The sequence below is a fragment of the Thaumasiovibrio clandestinus genome, assembly GCF_047250365.1.
Lineage (GTDB): Bacteria > Pseudomonadota > Gammaproteobacteria > Enterobacterales > Vibrionaceae > Thaumasiovibrio.
In genome coordinates, this window is sequence record NZ_JBLBVL010000002.1 from 81,391 (window position 1) to 99,849 (window position 18,459).

Sequence of the window (18,459 nt, forward strand, 5' to 3'; positions counted from 1 at the left end):
GTTCTCCTAGTTAATGTCAGCGTCTACGGTGCGTTTTTTCTCATTGAGGTAATTCTTCAAAAAGCTGTCAATCACACGCGGATTTTGTCCATCTTGAATCGCCAATACGCCATCCATAATCAAACGTCGGTTCAACTTCTCTTCTTCTTTACGTAAAGAGAGCTTGTCGGCAATCGGCAGGCACACCATATTGGCAAACATCGAGCCATACAGTGTGGTTAATAATGCCACCGCCATTGCAGGGCCAATTGATTTAGGATCATCCATATTAGAGAGCATCGCAACCAAACCAATTAAGGTACCAGTCATCCCCATGGCTGGAGCAATCTCCCCCAGTTTGGCCCAAATGCTCACGCCTTGCTCATGACGCTCATTCGTCATTGCAATGTCTTTTAATAAGGTGGTTTTTACTACGTCAGCATCATGCCCATCGACTAATAAATCGATACCTTTTTGCATAAAACTGTTAGATATCTCGATCTCTTCTAGGGCTAAAAACCCCCCTTTTCTTGCTGCATCAGCCATCTCAACGATCTGCGCGATCAAATCTTCAGGCCTATCCGTTCTAAAAAAGAACGCCTTACCCATAATTTTAAAACCGCCAAGAAACTGCCCAAGATTAAACTTCATCAACGCTACAAACAGACTGCCACCAAAAACAATTAAAAATGATGGCAAATCAACAAACATGGCAAGGCTTCCACCTAGGATCATTGCCATAATAATGAATCCAAAGGCTCCAATAAGCCCAATCAGCGTTGCTAAGTCCACACTAACTCCCCTTTTACGTACCGCATATACATCGCGGGCTATTCTACCGCTTTATTGTTTTATCGGCAGCTATCGCGGGGAATTTAATCTTTATTCTTTCAACGTAGATTTAATCTATGAAATAGTGGCACTCACCCACATTGGCATGACATAATTTAGCAATATAAATACTGTGCTAACTTTACGACCTACTTTATCACGGGCAGAAACGAGACGATGGCAAACAAAAAACCAGAAAATATGAGCTTTGAGGCAACATTATCTGAGCTTGAGCAAATCGTTACTCAACTGGAATCGGGTGAGCTGGCACTAGATGATGCCTTAAAAAGATTTGAACGTGGCATTGCATTAGCGCGTCAGGGACAACACACCCTGACAGCAGCACAGCAAAAAATTGAAATCTTGATGAAGGCAGACGATAGCGCCCCGCTTGAAGAGTATCAACGTGACTGAATCAATTTCTCTAAATACGATCCTAAGTGATTATCAACAGCGAAATAACCAACAGCTGCTGTATTGGCTAGAGCAACTCCCTGATCAAAATGGGTCACTTGTTCAAGCCATGCGCCACGGTGCACTGCTTGGCGGGAAACGCGCGCGCCCATTTCTGGTATACAGTGTGGGTGAAATGTTCGGCACCGCAAAGGAAGATTTGGATGCCGCTGCTGCCGCTATTGAGTGTGTTCATGCCTACTCTCTGATCCATGACGACTTACCCGCCATGGATAATGATGATTTACGTCGTGGCCAACCAACCTGTCATCGCGCTTTTGATGAAGCAACAGCAATTCTTGCTGGCGACGCTTTACAAACATTGGCCTTTGATATCCTCGCAACGGGACGAATGCGTCAAAATGCCAAGCGTATTGAGATGATTGCTGCACTCGCCAAAGCATCCGGTGCCGCTGGCATGTGCTTAGGGCAGTCATTAGATTTACAAGCTGAAGATCAGCAAGTCGCACTCACACATTTAGAAAGAATACATCGTCACAAAACGGGCGCTCTGATTCGCTGTGCCGTTAAACTGGGGGCGCTTTCCAGCGGTGATGTATCAACACAAACGCTGGAGCAGCTTGATATTTTTGCTGATAAAATCGGACTGGCTTTCCAAGTACAGGACGACATTCTAGACATTATCGGCGATACTGAAACATTAGGTAAACCACAAGGTTCAGACCTTGAGGCGCATAAAAGTACCTACCCAGCTCTCTTGGGGCTAGGCGCGGCTACCGATAAAGCACTACGCCTACACCAACAAGCGCTACACGCGCTAGAGCAAATACCTTATAATACTGAAAAATTAGAAGTTTTCGCCCGATATGTCATCGAGCGCAACAAATAATCAAAAAAATAGCAGCGCTGATATTATGACTCTCGATATAGCAAAATACCCCACTCTCGCTAGAGCTGACACCCCTGAGGATTTGCGTCTTCTTTCTCGTGATGCATTACCGACACTGTGTAATGAACTACGCACCTATCTACTCAACTCTGTCAGTCAATCCAGTGGGCACCTCGCTTCTGGTTTAGGTGTCGTTGAGCTTACAGTTGCACTCCACTACGTATATAACACCCCCTTCGATCGTCTAATTTGGGACGTGGGCCATCAAGCTTACCCACATAAAATCCTCACTGGCCGCCGCGATGCGATGCCGACCATTCGACAAAAGGACGGTCTGCACCCATTTCCATGGCGCGAAGAGAGTGAATACGACGTTTTGTCCGTTGGTCACTCTTCTACATCCATCAGTGCTGGGTTGGGCATGGCGATATCGGCAGAAAAAGAGGGGCTAGGTCGTAAAGTCGTCAGTGTTATTGGTGATGGCGCGATTACGGCTGGAATGGCATTTGAAGCCATGAATCACGCTGGCGACGTGCATTCCGATATGCTTGTTATTCTAAACGACAATGAAATGTCAATTTCAGAAAATGTTGGCGCACTCAACAACCGTTTAGCACAAATCTTATCTGGGAATGTCTACGCCTCAATTCGAGAAGGCGGTAAGAAAGTCCTCTCTGGCGCGCCACCTATCAAAGAGCTGGTTCGCCGAGCTGAAGAACACATAAAGGGCATGGTTGTGCCAGGCACGCTCTTTGAAGAACTGGGCTTTAACTATATAGGCCCCGTTGACGGCCATGATGTCGAAGAGCTTGTAAAAACTTTAAAGAATATGCGCAATTTGAAAGGGCCACAGTTCCTTCACATTATGACCAAAAAAGGCAAGGGTTATGCACCAGCCGAAAAAGATCCGATTGGTTATCACGGTGTGCCTAAATTTGACCCGAACGAAGATTCCTTACCAGCTTCATCTGGCGCTCATCCAACCTATTCTAACGTTTTTGGGGATTGGCTATGTGACATGGCCGCTCGTGATAGTAAATTAATGGCGATCACGCCTGCCATGCGTGAAGGTTCGGGCATGGTACGTTTTTCGAAAGAGTTCCCAGAACAGTATTTTGATGTCGCTATCGCTGAACAACATGCTGTAACGCTTGCTACTGGCATGGCGATTGGTGGCTATCATCCAGTTGTCGCCATCTACTCCACCTTCCTACAACGAGCTTATGATCAGCTTATTCATGATATTGCCATTATGGATTTGCCAGTAATGTTTGCGATTGATCGCGGTGGTCTCGTCGGTGCTGATGGCCAAACACACCAAGGTGCGTTCGACCTCAGCTTTATGCGCTGTATTCCTAACATGGTTATTATGACGCCGAGTGATGAAAACGAGTGTCGGCAAATGCTCTATACTGGCCACCAACATCAAGGGCCAAGTGCAGTGCGCTACCCTCGCGGCGGCGGTAGTGGCGTTAACATTGAAGATGAGATGACAGCGCTGACAATCGGTAAAGGTCGCATTGTGCGAAAAGGCTGCAAGATTGCCATCCTTAACTTTGGCACATTGATGCCCAATGCACTAGAAGCGGCAGAAGCCTTAAACGCAACGGTCGCAGATATGCGCTTTGTTAAACCTCTGGATGAAACGCTCATCAACGAGCTAGCCAGCCAACATGATGTTTTGGTGACGCTAGAAGAAAATGCCATTAATGGAGGCGCGGGAGCGGGTGTTATCGAATACCTAATGGCCCATAAGCAGCCCAAACCGGTTCTCACTCTCGGTCTACCTGACCGCTTCATTGAGCAGGGCACGCAACAAGAGCTACACCGCATGTTAGCGCTGGATGGTGAAGGCATTGAGCGTCGTATCCGCGACTACATTGCCCTATAACCAACGCTCAGTCGCACATAGACCACGAAATGGGAATACAAAAACGCCAGCATATCGCTGGCGTTTTTAATGTTTGCATTCGCTCATCACTCGCGAATACGCCGATATTATAACCAGTAGATATCGACAACCCACAAGCAAGCAATGGTCATCACACCAGCCACAATATCGTCGACCATGATGCCAAACCCACCATGAACATGGCGATCTATCCAGCCAATCGGCCACGGTTTAGCCATATCAAAAATACGGAAAAGAATAAATCCAGCCAATATCCATTGCCAACTCACAACAGGAACAAAGGCCATCGCCAGCCAAAAGCCGACAAATTCGTCCCAAACAATACTGCCGTGATCATGTACGCCCATATCATCAGCGGTACGACCACAAATTTTAATGCCAACCACTGCAGCAATAACAGTGATCAGTAGGTAAAGTGCCAACGGTAGCTGCACCAACAAAAGATAAAATGGAATCGCCGCCACTGTTCCCATCGTACCGGGAATAATTGGTGACAAACCACTACCAAACCCCACCGCTAATAGGTGCCAAGGGTTGGTTAACGACAGTTTTTTCTTCGGATTCACATTAGGCTCCAAAATGATCATACCCATCTAACGACCAATTCAACGCTATGCCTTCCTGCAGCAGCGTTAACTGCCCAGCTTTATCGTTGATTCGGCCTATTTTATATACCTGCGCGGCAGACAAATCAGCCATTGCTGGCGCTGTAAAACAGAGTGCATACTCCTCACCGCTAGACAGCGCTGTTCTACATGCGAGTTCTTGGTTATTTGCACTGTGCCGCAATAGCGGGCCGGTTAATGGTAGCAAGTTAATGTCTAACTCTGCACCTACCGATGAGGCTGTTAAAATATGGCCCAGATCGGCAACTAGCCCATCGGAGATATCAAGGGCACTATTTACTTTGCCACGCAACTGTTCAACTAACTCTGCTCGCGGCCAGCGACAAAAATGTTGCGCGATTAGGTACTCTTTGTCGTCACTACGCCTATCAGGGTCAAGAATATAATCCAATCCTGCCTGACTTTCACCGAGCGGTGCTGAGATATAGATATCATCGCCCACCTGAGCACCACTGCGTAACCACGCTTTTCCATTCGGCACAGTACCGTGTATTGTTACCGTAATGCTTAATGGCCCTTGTGTCGTATCCCCACCAACAAGAGTGAGGTTATACCGCTCTATCAGTGCAAAGAAGCCCTCGCAAAAAAGGGTTAGCCATTGTTCATCGACGCTTGGCAGTGTTAGTGCCAGCGAGACCCAACGCGGAGTGGCTCCCATCGCGACAATATCACTAATATTCGACGCTAACGCTTTATGTCCGACCCAGACAGGATTCGCATCCACTAAAAAATGGGTGCCAGCCACCAATGAGTCAGTGCTGACTACCAGTTGTTCGCCTTGCGGCACACTGAGCAGTGCACCATCGTCACCAACGGCGAGATCAACCCCACTGTCTGCTTTTACTGCACGAGAAAAGTAGTGCGTAATTAACGAAAATTCATTCCGTGACATGGTTCATTTCCAAAATAGCAAAAAGGCCAGCATGGCTGGCCTTCTTTTTTAGCATGTAGAGGGTTACTTACGCAAAGTTACAGCAACCTTATCCAGCACACCATTCACAAATTTGTGACTATCCTCAGCACCAAACGCTTTCGCTAGTTCAATACATTCGTTGATCACGACTTTGTATGGCACGTCTTCACGTTTTAGCAGTTCATACATCGCCAAACGTAATAGCGCTAATTCCATCTGATCCAAGTCTTGCAGAGGACGAGACAGGTAAGGACGCATTTTGCTATCCAGCTCTTGATGGCTCAGCACAACACCAGTGAACAGATCGCGAAAATATTCGACGTCTGTATGAGGTGCTGCTAATACAGGCGCATCAGCTTGATGCTCTTCTTCTTCAAATTTATCGCCAGACAAAAAATGCTGTTCGATATTTGCAATATTCTCTTTGGTAATTTGCCAAGAGTAGATTGCTTGCGCAGCAAAGTGGCGCGCATTACGACGTGCGGCTGGTTTCACACTAACCCCCATTTAGGATTCAATTTGGGACAGGACATTAACCATTTCAAGCGCGCTCAGTGCAGCCTCTGCCCCTTTATTACCAGCCTTGGTTCCAGCGCGCTCGATGGCCTGTTCAATGGTATCAACCGTCAGTACACCGAAAGCGACTGGCGTGTTGAACTCTAGCGCAACCTGCGCCAGACCTTTATTACATTCACCGGCTACGTAATCGAAGTGGGGCGTGCCACCACGGATCACTGAGCCTAGGGCTACAATCGCATCATAGCGATCACTCTTTGCTACCTGCTGAGCAACCAATGGTAGCTCATATGCGCCTGGGCAACGGATCACTGTGATATTATCATCGCTTACCTGACCCTGACGTTTCAGTGCGTCAAACGCACCTTCCAGCAGGCTTTCGTTGATAAAGCTGTTGAAACGAGCAATAACAATTGCAATTTTCGCATTGGGTGCCGCAATGGCGCCTTCAATTACCTTCATGGGCCTTCCTGTGACGTTTCCGGTGAAGAAATTAGACCCGATAGAATTACCTACCGGGAAACCGCGGGAGTCTACCATACTTTAACAGACTCCGGCTATAAACAATTCATCAACGATCAGCGTCATCGTTGATGATACAAAATATTAAACCAACTTACTCGCTGATATATTCCACAATTTCTAGGCCAAAACCTGAAAGGGAGTGGTAACGCTGGTTCGCAGAAGAGAGAAGACGCATCTTCTTCACCCCTAGGTCAGCTAAAATTTGCGAACCGACGCCAACCTGACGACTCGTATCTTTCGGGTTGGTCTTGATTTGTGGCTGCTGTTTATCTTGTGCTGCATACCAAGTGACTTTATTGATAATGCTCTCTTGGCTCTCTTCACGGCCAATAATGACCAATACACCATTATCTTGGGCGATACGCTGCATGCTCTTAGCTAAGTTCCAAGGACTACCATTGCTGCGTTCGGAATGCAGTATGTCTTTAAATACATCTTGTAGATGAACACGCACCAACGTGCCTTCGTCCGGTTTTACCGCCCCATTTTGCAGCGCATAATGAATTTGGTTATCAATCGTATCTCGGTAGGTGATCAAATCAAACTCACCATACTCTGTTGGCAACTTACATTCGCCAATACGTTCAATGGTTGTTTCATTGGCAATGCGGTACTCAATAAGATCCGCAATCGTACCTAGCTTCAAGCCATGCTCTTGGGCAAACACTTCCAAATCAGGGCGACGTGCCATCGTGCCATCTTCATTCAAAATTTCCACAATCACACTGGCTGCTTCAAATCCAGCTAAACGTGCTATGTCGCACCCTGCTTCAGTATGGCCAGCGCGAGTCAATACACCACCTTCTTGCGCTTCAAGCGGGAAAATATGTCCTGGCATCACGATATCAGCTGGGGTTGCATTCTTCGCCACCGCAGCTTGCACCGTTACCGCACGATCGGCTGCAGAGATACCGGTGGTAACCCCTTGTGCTGCTTCAATCGAAACCGTAAAGTTGGTACTGAACTGCTCGGTGTTATCTTGTACCATCAGTGGTAAATTCAACTGCTTGCACCGCGCTTTACTTAGGGTCAGGCAGATCAGGCCGCGACCATAGCGTGCCATAAAGTTGATCGCTTCTGGCGTAACAGCTTCTGCTGCCAAAATAAGATCGCCCTCGTTTTCACGATCTTCATCATCCATCAAGATAACCATCTTACCTTGGCGAATATCTTCAATTATCTCTGCCGCACTGCTTAGTTCCATTTAATTACTACCTCAGAATTATTATTTATTAGCGTAAAAAACCACTTCGGGCGAGCAAATCTATCGACACTGATGACTCACTCTTGCTCTCTTCAGCGCCTAACATAAGGCGCTCTAGATAGCGGGCAATCACATCGACTTCCAAATTGACTTTGGTACCGGGTTTAAACTTTTCGATAGTCGTTTCTTGGGCGGTATGAGGAACAATGGTCAACTTAAAGGTATTATCTTTTACTTCATTGACCGTCAAACTGATCCCATCCACAGCCACAGAACCTTTATGTGCAATGTACTTTGCCAGTGTTGGCGGTACTTGTAACCAAAACTCTATCGCTCGGCCTGTCATTGTTCGCTCGATAACGGTTGCAATGCCATCAACATGACCTGAGACCATGTGTCCACCGAAGCGGGTGGTAGGCAGCATCGCTTTCTCAAGATTGGCCTTTTGGCCGACGTTATAATGGTTAAACGCGGTTAATTTTAATGTTTCATTGGATAAGTCTGCGCTATAGCTGTTTGAAGACAAGCTAACAACGGTCAGACAGACGCCATTGGTGGCGATACTGTCTCCCAACTTAACATCGGACATATCCAACCCTGAGGCATCAACGGTAACCGTGATATCTTCCCCTTTTGGCGTCATCGCGGTAATGGTTCCGACGGCTTCTATAATCCCGGTAAACATGTCTCTCTCTTAATTGTTCTGTGCATAAATGGGTTTGGCAATGATACGAATATCCCCTCCCACCATGCGAACATCTGTCAGTGTTAAATCAATCACGGCTGACATCGCTGTCAACCCCAAAGCGCCCAGCAAACTGCGGCTATCGCCTCCCATCAGTTTAGGTGCTAAATACAATATCAGTTCATCGACGGCTTGCGCCTCAAGCAGTGCGCCAGCAAACGTTGCACCTGCTTCAACAAAAACCTGATTGAGGTTATTTTGAGCGAGCGCATCCATAATCTTTGAGACGTGCCATTCGTCCTGAACCCAATGTTCCACACCTTCAGGCCAAAGGGCCTCGCGGGGTTGCGTTGAAATCAGTCTTACTTCACCATCAATACACCCATAACTCGGTGTAATGCGCTGTTGGCGATCAACAATCACTTTTACTGGCTGACGTAAAGCACTGTCTGGATAGTCCGCTTGTATCGAATGAGGCAGTTGATCATGCCTAACATTCAAACGAGGATTATCAGCTAGCACCGTCGCACTCGTCGAAAGAATCGCGTCTGCTTGGGCACGAAATTGCTGCACATCACTGCGTGCTGGCGCTGAAGTAATCCACTTGGACTCTCCGTTAGCCAAGGCTGTTTTACCATCAAGGCTAGCCGCCAGTTTCAACTGAACATAAGGCTTATTTCGTTCCATCTTTTTGATGAACCCAGGGTTTAATGCTGCCGATTGCTGCGTTAGCAAACCGGTTGTTGTTTCAATGCCTGCATCTGACAACATCTTAAGACCACGACCAGCAACCTGCGGGTTAGGGTCTTGCATCGCGCAAACAACACGGCCAACTTGAGCGTTAATTAACGCTTCTGCGCAAGGCGGTGTGCGCCCATAGTGCGAGCAAGGCTCGAGCGTTACATACGCGGTCGCACCTTTGGCCTGTTCGGCAGCCTCACGCAATGCGTAAACCTCAGCATGCGGTTCACCGGCACGATAATGGAAACCTTCTCCTACCACGTTGTTATCTTTAACGATCACACAACCAACGCGGGGATTTGGTGACGTGGTAAAGCGACCTTTTTGGGCTAATTGCAAGGCGCGTTGCATCATCTGCACATCAAACGGGGAAAACACCGTCGTCGTTGTCATTTCTATTTTTCCAATCGAGCGATTTCTTCACCGAACTCGCGAATATCTTCAAAGCTACGGTACACAGAGGCAAAACGAATATACGCCACTTTATCGAGTTCTTTAAGGGCTTCCATCACAAGGTTACCAATCATCTCCGACTCAACTTCACGCTCACCAGTGGCACGTAACTTGGACTTAATCGCATTAACTGCACGTTCAATATCATCAGTACTAACTGGGCGTTTTTCTAGCGCTCGAGTAATGCCATTGCGCATTTTATCTTCATCGAACGGTTCACGATTATCATTGGATTTTATTACTTTCGGCATCAATAGTTCTGCCGTTTCAAACGTTGTATAACGTTCGCTACACGCCAAACACTGGCGACGACGGCGCACTTGATGACCATCTGCCACCAAACGCGAGTCGATCACTTTAGTATCATTGGCGCCACAAAATGGACAATGCATATGGCCTCCTTTATTTTTGCTCAGTATACCAAACCGCTGATAGCTCTTAATTAAAATTACCACGTTAACGTCTGTTTTCTGTACTCAATTGACAAAAAAATCGCCAAAAACGAAAAAACGGCGCCAATGCGCCGTTTTATTTCTCTTTTAATTTGTTTTCTCGGTGTTATGCATACACTGGCAAGCGTGAACAGATATCTAATACTTTCGCCTTTGTCTGTGCTATCACCGCTTGATCTTCGACATTATCTAAGATGTCACACATCCAACCAGCCAACGCTTTTGCGTCATCCTGACTGAAACCACGACGGGTTATCGATGGACTACCAACTCGAATGCCAGAGGTAACAAATGGACTACGTGGGTCATTTGGTACGCTATTTTTGTTCACCGTAATATTCGCTGCACCTAATGCTGCATCCGCTTCTTTACCTGTGATGTTTTTATCAATTAAGTCGACCAAGAAAAGATGGTTTTCTGTACTGCCCGATACAATCTTGTATCCACGGGCAATAAATGTTTCCACCATGGCTTTAGCATTCTCAACCACACGTGCCTGATACGCTTTAAACTCAGGCTCCATTGCCTCTTTAAATGCCACCGCTTTTGCTGCAATCACATGCATCAACGGGCCGCCTTGACCACCTGGGAAAACTGCAGAATTCAGTTTCTTATACAAATCTTCGCCTGCGTTAGACAAGATAAGGCCACCACGTGGTCCCGCTAGTGTTTTATGGGTTGTCGTTGTTACCACATGGGCATGAGGAACAGGATTTGGATAAACCCCCGCAGCAATAAGACCCGCGACATGCGCCATATCGACAAAGAAGTAAGCACCCACTTTATCTGCGATTTCACGCATTTTAGCCCAATCAACTACCTGTGAATAAGCCGAAAAACCACCAATGATCATTTTCGGTTTATGTTCGAAGGCTAATGCTTCGACTTCTGCATAGTCAATTTGACCACTTTCATCGATACCATAAGGGATCACATTATAAAGCTTGCCCGAAAAGTTAACTGGGGAGCCATGTGTTAGGTGACCACCATGTGCCAGACTCATTCCCAACACAGTGTCGCCCGCATTGAGCAATGCCATATAAACGGCATTATTTGCCTGCGAACCTGAGTGAGGCTGAACGTTGGCATATTCTGCCCCAAACAGGGCACAAGCACGATCAATCGCCAGTTGCTCTGCTTTATCTACAAACTCACAACCACCGTAATAACGCTTTCCTGGATAGCCTTCTGCGTACTTATTAGTCAGCTGAGACCCCTGCGCTTCCATTACACGTGGGCTGGTGTAGTTTTCTGAAGCAATCAGTTCAATATGCTCTTCCTGACGCGCCGTCTCTTCCTGAATTGCAGCAAACAGCTCGGGATCATAATCGGCAATATTCATATCACGCTTTAACATCTGTCTCTCCTGACTCAGACTAAAATAGACAATTCCTGTCAATATCATCCCGAGGCGAAAGCCAGCAACGACCACAACGCAATCGTTTGCCTCGTCAATGATTTTGTTTTCATTCTACATAATTCATTCCAATGCAGGTAGCTTTTAGTTAACTTTTACATAGAAAGATTTTCATTTGCCCGTAGAGGTAACCTCACCATTACATTCTACCGGCGTTTTGCTCCTTCCCCCCTCTAAGCGTAAAGATTTATAGCCATTTAACGTAATAGATGAATGACATCTAGCGGTAAAGAGATATCTGCCAATGACTACTCTTAACTTACTGTTTCAGGGTAATATTCGTGCCTCAGATTTATGGAGCGTTTTACCGTGAAAGACAGAAAACACAGCCTCATCGAAGACTGTATCGCCATTTTAACTGGTACCTTTATCGTTGCGCAGGGCGTGTTTTTCCTGCAACAAGGCGGATTATTAACTGGTGGTACGACCGGGCTAGCGTTACTGGCTAGCAATATCGTCGGTTTATCCTTTGGTACCCTTTACTTCCTTTTTAATTGCCCTTTTTATCTTATCGCATGGTTCCGTATGGGTAAGAGCTTTGCGATTACCAGTCTTATCTCGGGGGCACTGGTATCCGTTATGGCGGATCATATCCCGCTATTCTTTAAAGAAGCAGCTCTTGAACCTCTATATTGCGCAATGATCGGTGGTATTTTGATGGGCGTGGGCATGTTAATGCTATTCCGCCATCAAACCAGTTTGGGGGGATTTAATGTCCTCTGTCTCTACTGCCAAGATAGGTTCGGGATCTCGGCAGGTAAAATGCAAATGGTGATCGACTGTTCGATCTTGATTGCGTCGTTCTTTATGCTAACCCCAATAATGCTGGTGTATTCAATTGTCGGCGCCGTATTGCTCAATATGGTCTTAGCGATGAATCACAAGCCGGGTCGTTATCAAACAGAGCTCGCATTACCTTAGATCTCCCCCCTCCTTTGAGTCGGCAGCCTACCTTTTGGTTGCCGATGCAACTTTACATTAACTACATATAGTTTTATCCCATCAAGCTTCTCACTTTATATTCTTGACCATAAACCACGCGAATACATCTCAGACTAAGAAACAGCAGGCTTCCTTCATAACGGTCGTAGCGCTCAGATCAAAGCTGGCGGAACAATAGTCAATGTAACACCTGTAAATTGCCCTTCAAAACATTGATAAAAATAACATTTACTTCATTAATCACATGACATAGCCTTAATACAATCAATTTTTGACATTTATTAACTTTGTTATTAATTATTCTATGTAGCATACGCTATACCTGTTTACATGAGCTTGAGATACATAATGAACAACAAAAATACCTGTATACTTACTTTATGCTTTAGCGTCATAGCACTGTCTGGTTGCAACGACACCCCGTCAGTAACTGAACTAGACCTAAGCGCTAATGAGAACGGCATACTTGTTAATCCAACTTGGGTCAAAGAGAATCACGAACAACTGGTGCTTATCGATGTACGTGAGGAGCGTGCCTTTAATGGCGGTCATATCGAGGGCGCTATTTCACTATCATGGCAAGACTTATCCAACATGAGTGTTGCTTCAACTGAGCCAGGCTGGGGACAGCTCAATGCAGCTGAGCAAATTCAAGATTTGCTACAGCACAAAGGTGTTCGTCAAGACCAAACGGCTGTTGTCTACACTGAGTCACTTAAATCCTGGGGAGATGAAACCCGTGTTGCTTGGTCACTGCAGTCGGCAGGCATGGAGATCAAGATACTAGATGGCGGTATCACTGCTTGGGAAAATAGTGGCTACGCATTGAGCCAAGAAGCCATAAATTATAGCGTGAGTGACTTTGCCATTGATGCCTTGGATGACAGCATCAATATCACCACTGATGAACTCGTCGCTCGTATCAACGAAGTAACAATACTTGATACTCGAGAAGCCAGTGAGCATGCTGGTAGAAAAAACTACGGTGAAAAATACCGTGGGGTCATCCCAAATTCAATTCATACCTTCTTCAAAGATTTCTATGCTGATAATGGCAAACTGAAGGATGCTGATACCATCACCGCAATGATGACCGAAAAGGGCATTAACAAAGATGATGAGATAGTTGTTTACTGCACTGGCGGTGTGCGTTCCACAGTTGCATTTTACGCGTTGCAGCACGCTGGATTCAGCAACGTTCGCAATTACGATGGTTCATTTTCTGACTGGACAGCCACCGAACAACCACTCGGCTAGCGATAATGTCCTTTTAATGAATACCTATCTGTAACTTAAAAAGGCGCTATCAGCGCCTTTTCTTTGTCAATTAATACATAACAACTGAAACTAAATCGCTTCTTCGTCTTCTTCTCCAGTACGAATACGTACCACGCGCTCTACATCTGTGACAAAGATTTTACCATCGCCAATTTTACCCGTTTGAGCTGTTTCAATAATGGCATCAATACATTGCTCTACCACATCATCAGCCACCACAATCTCTAGCTTAACCTTAGGCAAAAAGTCCACCATGTACTCTGCACCGCGGTAAAGTTCGGTGTGGCCTTTTTGACGCCCAAATCCTTTTACTTCGGATACGGTCATTCCGGTAATGCCAACCTCTGCCAGCGCCTCTCGAACATCATCTAATTTAAATGGCTTTATAATGGCATCTATTTTCTTCATCACTGTCGTCCTTTAGAGTAAAGCTTACTGGCCTGCTATCGTTTTATTATCACAAATATACTGCAGGGTCACAATGCCATTTACTGTGAATAACTCAACCTTGTCATTTTGGGTCAAATAAAAAAACCGCTGCAATCGCAGCGGCTTATTATTGATTAAGAAAAGTGCGATAACATCGCCCAATCCGTTTAACCGATGTTAACGCGGGCATTACGGAACATACGCATCCACGGACTGTTCTCGCTCCAGCTATCCGGGTGCCAAGAGTTCGCCACGGTACGGAAGACGCGCTCTGGGTGAGGCATCATAATCGTAACGCGACCATCCGTTGTGGTTAGGCCAGTAATACCATTAGGCGATCCATTCGGGTTCACTGGGTAGTTTTGCGTTACATTGCCATAGTTATCCACGTAACGTAGTGCCACTGTCCCTGACTGTTCAATGTTGGCTAGATGCTCACCATTGCGCACTTCAACACGTCCTTCACCGTGAGAAACCGCGATTGGCATACGGGATCCTGCCATACCGTTAAAGAACAGAGATGATGACTCTTGTACTTCCACCAAGCTAAAGCGTGCTTCAAAGCGCTCCGACTCATTGCGCACAAAGCGTGGCCACAAATCAGCGCCTGGGATCAAATCGCGTAGGTTAGAAATCATCTGACAACCATTACACACACCCAGCGCAAACGTATCTTCACGATGGAAGAAGCCTTCAAACTGGTCTCGCGCATTGTTATTAAATAGAATCGATTTCGCCCAGCCTTCACCGGCACCTAACACGTCACCGTAAGAGAAGCCGCCACATGCCACTAAACCATTAAAGCCATCTAGTTGCACGCGACCCGATAAAATATCAGACATATGAACATCTTTGGCATCAAAGCCAGCACGGTCAAAGGCTGCAGCCATCTCTACGTGCGAGTTGACGCCCTGCTCACGCAGGATAGCCATTTGAGGTTTCGCTCCCGTCGCAATAAACGGTGCGGCGATATCTTCGTTGATATCAAAGCTCAAACGCGTATTCAGACCCGGATCATTGTTGTCTTTCTTCGCTGCAAACTCTTGGTCTGCACCGACTGGGTTGTCACGCATTGCTTGCATCTTATGCGTCATCTCAGCCCAAATCGTCCGTAGCTCAGTACGATTTTGATTTAACAGTGTTTCTGTTCCGCGGTTAATACGCAGCGCATCTTCATTGGTCACTTGACCAATCACATGGCTACATGCGCTTAGGCCATGGGCTGCAAGAACCGCTTGCACGTTATCCAGCTCCGCATCAGCGACCTGAACCACCGCACCCAACTCTTCGTTAAACAAGATAGCTAGGGCGTCATCGCCAAGCACTGAAATATCGGCGTTAACGCCACAGTGACCGGCAAAGGCCATTTCTGCCAAGGTAGTGTAAAGTCCACCATCAGAACGATCATGATAAGCCATTAGCTTATTGTCGCGAACCAAGGTTTGCACTGCGTTAAAGAAGCCTTTCAATAGCTCAGGGCTATCAACGTCAGCGGCTTTATCACCCAATTGTTTATACACCTGCGCCAGTGCTGTTGCACCTAAACGGTTCTGACCACGGCCTAAATCAATCAGTATTAAGCTTGAGTCACCTTTATCGGTACGTAGCTGTGGGGTCACCGTATTACGTACATCTTCCACACGACCAAAGGCGGTAATGATCAATGATAGCGGCGAGGTGACTTCGCGTTGTTCGCCGTCTTGCTCCCACTTCGTCTTCATTGACATCGAGTCTTTACCGACTGGAATCGTTAAGCCCAACGCTGGGCATAGCTCTTCACCAATCGCTTTCACCGCTTCGTATAAACCAGCATCTTCACCTGGGTGACCCGCTGCTGACATCCAGTTAGCAGACAAATTAATGCGTTTCAAGTCGCCAATATCAGCAGAGGCAATATTGGTTAAAGCTTCACCGACCGCCATACGAGCAGACGCACCAAAGTCTAACAGTGCTGAAGGGGTGCGTTCACCCATCGACATCGCTTCACCATGGTAGGTGTCGTAACTGGCTGCCGTTACCGCACAGTTGGCAACTGGCACCTGCCAAGGTCCTACCATTTGGTCACGTGCAACCAGCCCCGTTACGGTACGGTCGCCAATGGTAATCAAGAAGGTTTTTTCAGCCACAGCTGGAAGACGTAACACACGGTGTGTCGCTTCTTCTAACTCAATATCAGTGCGGTCTAGCTCAACACCCTGTACCTTTTGAGTGGTTACATCGCGGTGCATCTTCGGCGGCTTACCCAACAAGATATCAAGCGGCATATCAATTGGCGTATCGTCGAAGTGTGAATCTTCTAGGGTTAAATGGCGCTCTTCTGTCGCTTCGCCCACAACCGCATACGGTGCACGTTCGCGCTGACAAATGGCATCAAATACGGCCATGTTTTCTGCAGCAACCGCCATCACATAGCGTTCTTGTGATTCGTTACACCAGATCTCTAATGGGCTCATGCCTGGCTCATCATTTGGCACATCACGTAGCTGGAATTTACCGCCACGCTCACCATCATCGACAAGCTCCGGCAGTGCATTAGAGATGCCACCGGCACCCACATCGTGGATGAACGCGATTGGGTTGTCATCACCCAACTGCCAGCAGCGATCGATCACTTCCTGACAGCGGCGTTCCATTTCTGGGTTTTCACGTTGTACTGAAGCAAAATCCAAATCTTCAGCCGATTGACCTGATGCCATTGAAGATGCTGCACCACCGCCCAGACCGATATTCATCGCTGGACCGCCTAATACAATCAGCTTCGCGCCGACCGGGATCTCTTTCTTCTGTACGTGCTCTTCACGAATGTTGCCCATACCACCTGCGATCATAATCGGCTTGTGGTAACCACGGATCTCTTCGCCGTTATGAGAGGTAACTTTCTCTTCATAAGTACGGAAATAGCCTAACAGATTGGGACGACCAAATTCGTTGTTAAATGCCGCACCACCCAGAGGACCTTCCAGCATAATATCCAGTGCGTTTACGATACGTCCCGGCTTACCAAAATCGCTTTCCCACGGCTGTTCAAAGCCTGGGATACGCAAGTTAGAAACAGTAAAGCCCACCAACCCAGCTTTTGGCTTACCACCAATACCTGTCGCGCCTTCATCGCGGATCTCACCACCACTCCCCGTTGACGCGCCCGGCCAAGGTGATATCGCGGTGGGGTGGTTGTGTGTTTCAACCTTCATCAGAATATGGGCGTTTTCCTGATGGTAGTTATATTGACGTGACTCGGCATCAGGGAAGAAACGGCCCACGGCAGATCCTTCCATAACAGCCGCATTATCTTTATACGCAGAGAGCACATAATCACCATGGGTCTCATACGTATTTTTGATCATTTTGAACAAGGATTTCTCTTGCTCAACGCCATCAATGGTCCAATCGGCATTAAAGATCTTATGGCGACAGTGTTCAGAGTTTGCCTGTGCAAACATCATCAATTCTATGTCGTTCGGGTTGCGACCCAGTTTGATAAAGCTCTCAACTAAATAGTCAATTTCATCATCAGCCAACGCCAAGCCTAATGCGATATTCGCCTCTTCCAATGCTTGACGCCCACCAGAAAGCACATCTACGCTACGTTTAGGCGCAGGTTCAGCTTGAGTGAACAAGGTTTGTGCTGCATTTAGTTCGCTAAAGACCACTTCCATCATGCGATCATGGATCAGACCTTTTAACTCAACCAGCTGATCTTCACTTAATTCTGCTGATGTCTCAATGTAATAGGCTGTACCACGCTCTAAACGCAACACTTTCTCTAAACCACAGTTATGGGCAATATCAGTTGATTTTGAAGACCAAGGAGAAATCGTACCTGGGCGCGGAGTCACCAATAAAAGTGTGCCTGTTGGTTCATGCTCCGCAATAGTTGGCCCATACTGTAGTAGGCTCGCTAGCTTACTTAGCTCACTCGGGTCTAGTGGGGATGACAAGTCAGCAAAGTGCATGAATTCGGTGTAAATACCAGTGACAGGCAGGTTAAGCTCGCCACAACGCGTCAGTAGCTTGTTAACGCGGAACTCAGACAGAGCGGGTGAACCTCGCAAAATTTCCATGTGCATACATCTCTCGATTAGCAATTGAAGAAAGGGGTAGTGCGATGATGTCTAAGTTCAGTGACTAATGTATACTAAGCAACAGAATAAACAGCATGGCACTCACCTCTGTTTTCGGCGCTATTATAGGGGAAAAAGTGTAGCGGCGTAACACCCAAAGCAAACGTTTGCGTTATTTTTTTCAATTCATGC

17 protein-coding genes are annotated in these 18,459 nt (G+C 46.8%); 5 read left to right on the forward strand and 12 right to left on the reverse strand.

Annotated features, from left to right (window positions below; genetic code table 11):
* Positions 1–6 precede the first annotated feature (6 nt).
* A complete protein-coding gene (gene pomA, locus ACKLNH_RS03385) occupies positions 7–771 on the reverse strand; it encodes a flagellar motor protein PomA (RefSeq protein ID WP_413110845.1) in 765 nt (254 codons plus the stop codon).
* 216 nt (positions 772–987) lie between these two features.
* On the opposite strand from pomA, the gene xseB reads away from it, so the two are divergent.
* Genes xseB through dxs form a run of 3 tightly spaced genes read left to right on the forward strand, consistent with a single transcriptional unit; the run spans position 988 to position 4,004 of the window.
* Positions 988–1,224, forward strand: a complete 237-nt coding sequence (gene xseB, locus ACKLNH_RS03390; protein ID WP_413110846.1) for an exodeoxyribonuclease VII small subunit — start codon at positions 988–990, stop codon at positions 1,222–1,224.
* On the forward strand, positions 1,217–2,113 hold the full coding sequence (gene ispA, locus ACKLNH_RS03395) for a (2E,6E)-farnesyl diphosphate synthase (RefSeq protein ID WP_413110847.1): 897 nt from the start codon (positions 1,217–1,219) through the stop codon (positions 2,111–2,113). The genes xseB and ispA overlap by 8 nt, the downstream gene beginning before the upstream one ends.
* Before the next feature lie 25 nt (positions 2,114–2,138).
* Positions 2,139–4,004, forward strand: a complete 1,866-nt coding sequence (gene dxs / locus ACKLNH_RS03400) for a 1-deoxy-D-xylulose-5-phosphate synthase (RefSeq protein ID WP_413110848.1) — start codon at positions 2,139–2,141, stop codon at positions 4,002–4,004.
* A gap of 107 nt (positions 4,005–4,111) precedes the next feature.
* Here dxs and pgpA read toward each other — a convergent pair whose 3' ends face one another.
* The 9 genes from pgpA to glyA form a co-directional block, all read right to left on the reverse strand.
* Positions 4,112–4,612 (reverse strand): phosphatidylglycerophosphatase A, encoded by a 501-nt coding sequence (gene pgpA, locus ACKLNH_RS03405; protein WP_413111251.1) that lies wholly within the window; start codon positions 4,610–4,612, stop codon positions 4,112–4,114.
* On the reverse strand, positions 4,593–5,543 hold the full coding sequence (gene thiL, locus ACKLNH_RS03410) for a thiamine-phosphate kinase (protein ID WP_413110849.1): 951 nt from the start codon (positions 5,541–5,543) through the stop codon (positions 4,593–4,595). Before thiL ends, pgpA begins: the two co-directional genes overlap by 20 nt.
* Positions 5,544–5,606: 63 nt before the next feature.
* The gene (gene nusB, locus ACKLNH_RS03415) at positions 5,607–6,071 is read right to left on the reverse strand and encodes a transcription antitermination factor NusB (protein WP_413110850.1); all 465 of its coding nucleotides are present in this window, start codon (positions 6,069–6,071) and stop codon (positions 5,607–5,609) included.
* Positions 6,072–6,542 (reverse strand): 6,7-dimethyl-8-ribityllumazine synthase, encoded by a 471-nt coding sequence (gene ribH, locus ACKLNH_RS03420; RefSeq protein ID WP_413110851.1) that lies wholly within the window; start codon positions 6,540–6,542, stop codon positions 6,072–6,074.
* 154 nt (positions 6,543–6,696) lie between these two features.
* Positions 6,697–7,809 carry a bifunctional 3,4-dihydroxy-2-butanone-4-phosphate synthase/GTP cyclohydrolase II gene (gene ribBA, locus ACKLNH_RS03425; RefSeq protein ID WP_413110852.1) on the reverse strand — a complete coding sequence of 371 codons (1,113 nt, stop codon included), beginning with the start codon at positions 7,807–7,809 and terminating at the stop codon, positions 6,697–6,699.
* Positions 7,810–7,837: 28 nt separating this feature from the next.
* Positions 7,838–8,494 carry a riboflavin synthase gene (locus tag ACKLNH_RS03430; RefSeq protein WP_413110853.1) on the reverse strand — a complete coding sequence of 219 codons (657 nt, stop codon included), beginning with the start codon at positions 8,492–8,494 and terminating at the stop codon, positions 7,838–7,840.
* A 9-nt stretch (positions 8,495–8,503) separates the two neighbouring features.
* Positions 8,504–9,628, reverse strand: coding sequence for a bifunctional diaminohydroxyphosphoribosylaminopyrimidine deaminase/5-amino-6-(5-phosphoribosylamino)uracil reductase RibD (ribD, locus tag ACKLNH_RS03435; protein ID WP_413110854.1), 1,125 nt, complete (start codon positions 9,626–9,628; stop codon positions 8,504–8,506).
* 2 nt (positions 9,629–9,630) lie between these two features.
* Positions 9,631–10,080: a transcriptional regulator NrdR gene (gene nrdR, locus ACKLNH_RS03440; RefSeq protein ID WP_413110855.1), complete on the reverse strand. Its 450-nt coding sequence runs from the start codon at positions 10,078–10,080 to the stop codon at positions 9,631–9,633.
* A 166-nt stretch (positions 10,081–10,246) separates the two neighbouring features.
* The gene (gene glyA / locus ACKLNH_RS03445; RefSeq protein ID WP_413110856.1) at positions 10,247–11,497 is read right to left on the reverse strand and encodes a serine hydroxymethyltransferase; all 1,251 of its coding nucleotides are present in this window, start codon (positions 11,495–11,497) and stop codon (positions 10,247–10,249) included.
* Positions 11,498–11,866: 369 nt separating this feature from the next.
* On the opposite strand from glyA, the gene ACKLNH_RS03450 reads away from it, so the two are divergent.
* Positions 11,867–12,478 carry a DUF6198 family protein gene (locus ACKLNH_RS03450; protein WP_413110857.1) on the forward strand — a complete coding sequence of 204 codons (612 nt, stop codon included), beginning with the start codon at positions 11,867–11,869 and terminating at the stop codon, positions 12,476–12,478.
* 369 nt (positions 12,479–12,847) lie between these two features.
* Entirely contained in the window at positions 12,848–13,756 is a 909-nt protein-coding gene (locus ACKLNH_RS03455) for a sulfurtransferase (protein ID WP_413110858.1), read from the forward strand.
* A 90-nt stretch (positions 13,757–13,846) separates the two neighbouring features.
* Here the strand turns inward: ACKLNH_RS03455 and glnB are convergent, their stop codons facing one another.
* Positions 13,847–14,185 (reverse strand): nitrogen regulatory protein P-II, encoded by a 339-nt coding sequence (gene glnB, locus ACKLNH_RS03460; RefSeq protein ID WP_413110859.1) that lies wholly within the window; start codon positions 14,183–14,185, stop codon positions 13,847–13,849.
* Positions 14,186–14,373: 188 nt separating this feature from the next.
* Entirely contained in the window at positions 14,374–18,267 is a 3,894-nt protein-coding gene (purL, locus tag ACKLNH_RS03465; RefSeq protein WP_413110860.1) for a phosphoribosylformylglycinamidine synthase, read from the reverse strand.
* Positions 18,268–18,459 lie beyond the last annotated feature (192 nt).